Here is a 4,249-nt window from a genome sequence, read left to right on the forward strand (position 1 = left end):
TCGACCGCATCCTCACGACATGAAAACGGGGCCTCGATAGGCCCCGTTTTTATTTGTCCAGGCGCGAGGTGCCCATGCCTGGTTCGCCTCGCACCGCACCCGCCGGAACTAACGCCGGCACCGTCAGAAACCCCATCAACCAATTTGAACCGCAGATGAACGCCGGCATCAGAGCCGGTTCAGTCGCGCTCGGGCATTCTCCTGCGTGTTGAAGGAGACACGACCCAATGCTTGCTCGCCGCTTCACCATCGTCTGCCTGCTGATGAGCCTGTTTGGAATGTTCTTCGCCATCCTCGTCGCCGAAACGGGCCGTCCCGCCCGCGCCTGGGACGAAGCCAGTTCCAGGACCTGCCACCTCGCCTGCCCCACCCATCTTCGCAACTGAACAAAGAAACCAAGACCTCGAAAAGAAAAGCAGAACACCATGAACCGCATCGCCGCCAACACTCTCAAGACCCTTCGGCTTCTGCCGCGGGCGGCGCTTATCCTGATGGTTCTGGCTGCTCCGGTTCTAGCCGTGCCGATGATGCGCGCCGATACCGGTTCGACGATCGAAGCGCCCGCTTTGAGGAAGTCCGGTGTCGGCTTCGTGCTCCTGGTCAGCCTGCAGCGCGGTTGAAGAAAAAGGACGCTTTGGCCGCCTTCGGTCGCGACACCCCTCCCAAGAGCCGATCCAAGTCTCTATATTGAGCCATGGAAAAGCGAATCTACCCACAAGCCATCGAATCGGTCGTCATGCCGGAGCCTTTTGGCCGGCAAAGCTTTGATAGCCCCAAAAAGGCCGTCGCCGCACTGCAGGCGTTGTACGACCGCAACACCAAGTTCCTGCGCGATTCCTTCGCGGCACTGGCGACAGCGGGCGGCGACAACAGCAAGCGCTACCGCGCCTTCTACCCCGAGATCGGTGTCACCACCAATTCGTTCACCCAGATCGACTCGCGCCAGGCCTACGGCCATATGCCGACGCCGGGACATTTTTCGACCACCGTCACCCAGCCGGGCCTGTTCGAGAGCTACCTGGTCGAGCAGTTGCGCCTGATCATGCGCAATCATGGTGTCGCGGTCACCGTGTCGGAATCGACCACCCCCATCCCGCTGCACTTCGCCTTTCTCGAAGGCACCCACGTCGACGGCTCGGCCGCCGAGCGCATCAGGCGGCCGATCCGCGACCTGTTCGACGTGCCGGACCTCGACGGCACCGACGACCAGATCGCCAACGGCACTTTCGAAGTGGCCTTCGGCGACACACGGCCATTGGCGCCCTTCACGGCGCAGCGCATCGACTATTCGCTGCACCGCCTGTCGCACTATACGGCGACCACGCCGCAGCATTTCCAGAACTTCGTGCTGTTCACCAATTACCAGTTCTACATCGACGAGTTCGTCGCCCGGGCGCGCGACCTGATGGCCGGCGGCGGCGGCGGATATAGCGAATTCGTCGAGCCGGGCAATGTCATCACCAAGGGCGGGCAAAGCGCGCCCAGCGAAGGGGTTGCGCCGCCACGCCTGCCACAGATGCCTGCCTATCATCTGAAGAAGCCGAACCATGGCGGCATCACCATGGTCAATATCGGCGTCGGGCCTTCCAACGCCAAGACCATCACCGACCATATCGCGGTACTGAGGCCGCATGCCTGGGTGATGCTTGGCCACTGCGCCGGGCTGCGCAACACCCAGGCGCTCGGCGACTATGTGCTGGCGCATGCCTACGTGCGCGAGGATCACGTGCTTGACGACGATCTTCCGGTCTGGGTGCCGATCCCGCCGCTGGCCGAGATCCAGGTGGCGCTGCAGGAGGCGGTTGCCGAGGTCACCGGCCTATCCGGCTATGACCTCAAGCGCATCATGCGCACCGGCACCGTCGCCACCATTGACAACCGCAACTGGGAGCTGCGCGACCAGCGCGGACCGGTGCAGCGTCTGTCACAGTCGCGCGCCATTGCGCTCGATATGGAATCGGCGACCATCGCGGCCAACGGCTTCCGCTTCCGCGTGCCCTACGGCACGCTGCTGTGCGTTTCGGACAAACCCCTGCATGGCGAACTGAAGCTGCCCGGCATGGCGACCGAGTTCTACAAGCGGCWGGTGGCGCAGCACCTGACCATCGGCATCCGGGCGATGGAGAAACTCGCGGAAATGCCTATGGAGCGGCTGCATTCGCGCAAGCTGAGAAGTTTTTCGGAGACGGCGTTCCAATAGGCCGATCGCGCATCGCCTAGAGCGTGTCTCGTTGAAACCGCTGCGCACTTTTGGGCGACATGCATTTGTTTTATGCATGTCGCTGCCCCAAAACCGCTGGGCACTTTTGGGCGACATGCATTTGTTTTATGCATGTCGCTGCCCCAAAACCGCTGGGCACTTTTGGGTGACATGCATTGGGCATCCAGTCATCTTGATTGGGCCGCATTTTTGCCGATAACCGTGCAGCACCACAGTTGGCAACCCGTGCAGACCTGAGCCGATGAGACGCAGTCGAGACATGGCAGCTTCACTGGCATTCATCGCGATGATGATGTTCTCGGTTGCTCTGGTCGCCGGGTTCTTCGGCGCCTTGCACCCGGCCTTCGATTCCTTCTCGCATTTCCGCGTTCACCTTGCCGTGCTGATGGCGCTTTGCGCGCTGCCGCTGCTGGCCACGACATTTCGCCTGCAAGCCGCCGCTGCGTTGCTCTTTGCCGTGGCAGCCTTTGCCACGACAATCAGCGCGCTGCCGCAGCTGTGGCCGGTGGAAGCGGTCGCCAAGCCGGCTGGCCAGATGGTCTACAAGCTGCTGCAGATGAACCTGCGATACGACAATCCAACGCCGAAGAAGGTGCTGTCGCTGATCGGCCGGACCAATCCCGACGTGATCACCCTCGACGAGGTGTCGGCGATGTGGACGACCGAGCTTGGCTATATCAGCAGCGCCTATCCATACCGGATCCTCTGCCCCTACCCCAACGGCATATTCGGCGTGGCGTTGCTCTCGCGGCGGCCCTTTGCCGCCGGCACCGAACCGCATTGCGAACGGCGCGGCGCCATGGCGACAGCGACCGTCGACTTCGGCGGCATTGGCGTCGATGTCGCGGCGATCCATCTCAGCTGGCCTTGGCCACGCGAGCAGCACTGGCAGATCGGTGAGCTTACCGAATCGCTCTCATCGCTCGGCGAGACAGCCATCATGGCGGGCGACTGCAACGCCGTGCCATGGAGCGCCGCAGTGCGCCGCGTCGCCGCGCTCGGCGGGCTGACCGTCATGCCATCAGCCGGACCGACCTGGACATACATCAAGTTGCCGGACTTCCTGCGGCGTTTCGCCGGCCTGCCGATCGACCAGGTTTTCAGCAAGGGCGGGGTGACCATTCATTCTGCGACACGTTTGGAAGAAACCGGCTCGGACCATCTGCCGGTGCTGGTCGAGTTCACGCTCAGGCTGAACGAGCAAAAGCCGACCGACGAACACGAGACCGCGACTGTGTCGCTGATATCGGCCGGAAATTCGCGAAACGGATATCGGGGTTAGAGGCCGTTTGAAGATGGTCCTTCCGACAACCGGATTCCACTTTTTGGGATCATGCCCTACGGTCAGAGTTTGGACCCTTGGCGTGTTCGATTTGACATGGCTCGCTGGTCCGCCGAAGGTCGGCCAGCTCAACATACGGGGTGCTGTACATGTCCCCCAGCTTTATCGTCAGACCCGCCACGCCAGAGGACGAGCCTGGGGTAAGCGAGTTGCTTCTCGCTTCCTATCCCGGCCTGATGCGCACGGCATACGATCAGACCACTCTTGAAGCTGCGCTGCCTTTGATCACTCGCGCAAACCCTGCGTTGCTTTCGGCTGGCACCTACTATCTCGCGGTCAATGAAGATGGCTTTGCCGCCGGCTGCGGCGGTTGGTCCCGGGAACGTCCGGGAAGCTCCGAGGTGAAGCCCGAACTCGCGCACATCCGACATTTCGCCACTCGTCCCGAATGGCTGGGCCGCGGGATCGGGCGCCAGCTTTACCAGCGTTGCGAAGAAGATGCACGCTCGTCCGGTGTGCGCCGCTTCGAATGCCAGGCAAGTCTCAACGCAGAAGGGTTCTATGCAGCCTTGGGCTTCATCTCGGTAGGGCGGATCGAAGTGCGCATTGGCCCTGGGCCGATGTTGCAGTCCGTCCTGATGGAACGGACCATTTGACTGTCAAGCCTGGCGCTCTGTGCTCGTTCCCGTCGACCGGGCAGCCAATTTGAGTGAGTTTTGCCCCTAAGGCCGCTCCAGGGCCTCGAC

5 protein-coding genes are annotated in these 4,249 nt (G+C 62.1%); all 5 read left to right on the top strand.

The window, feature by feature from the left end:
• The first annotated feature begins 227 nt into the window (after positions 1–227).
• The 5 genes from ACXJ7R_RS26070 (at position 228) to ACXJ7R_RS26090 (ending at position 4,159) form a co-directional block, all read left to right on the top strand.
• The gene (locus ACXJ7R_RS26070; protein ID WP_457154343.1) at positions 228–386 is read left to right on the top strand and encodes a hypothetical protein; all 159 of its coding nucleotides are present in this window, start codon (positions 228–230) and stop codon (positions 384–386) included.
• Positions 387–425: 39 nt separating this feature from the next.
• The gene (locus ACXJ7R_RS26075) at positions 426–620 is read left to right on the top strand and encodes a hypothetical protein (RefSeq protein WP_095081732.1); all 195 of its coding nucleotides are present in this window, start codon (positions 426–428) and stop codon (positions 618–620) included.
• 116 nt (positions 621–736) lie between these two features.
• Positions 737–2,200 carry an AMP nucleosidase gene (locus ACXJ7R_RS26080; RefSeq protein WP_457154346.1) on the top strand — a complete coding sequence of 488 codons (1,464 nt, stop codon included), beginning with the start codon at positions 737–739 and terminating at the stop codon, positions 2,198–2,200.
• 280 nt (positions 2,201–2,480) lie between these two features.
• Positions 2,481–3,503, top strand: a complete 1,023-nt coding sequence (locus ACXJ7R_RS26085) for an endonuclease/exonuclease/phosphatase family protein (protein WP_457154344.1) — start codon at positions 2,481–2,483, stop codon at positions 3,501–3,503.
• A gap of 149 nt (positions 3,504–3,652) precedes the next feature.
• Positions 3,653–4,159: a GNAT family N-acetyltransferase gene (locus ACXJ7R_RS26090; RefSeq protein WP_457154345.1), complete on the top strand. Its 507-nt coding sequence runs from the start codon at positions 3,653–3,655 to the stop codon at positions 4,157–4,159.
• Positions 4,160–4,249: the final 90 nt, after the last annotated feature.

This window comes from Mesorhizobium sp. P5_C1, from assembly GCF_054049815.1.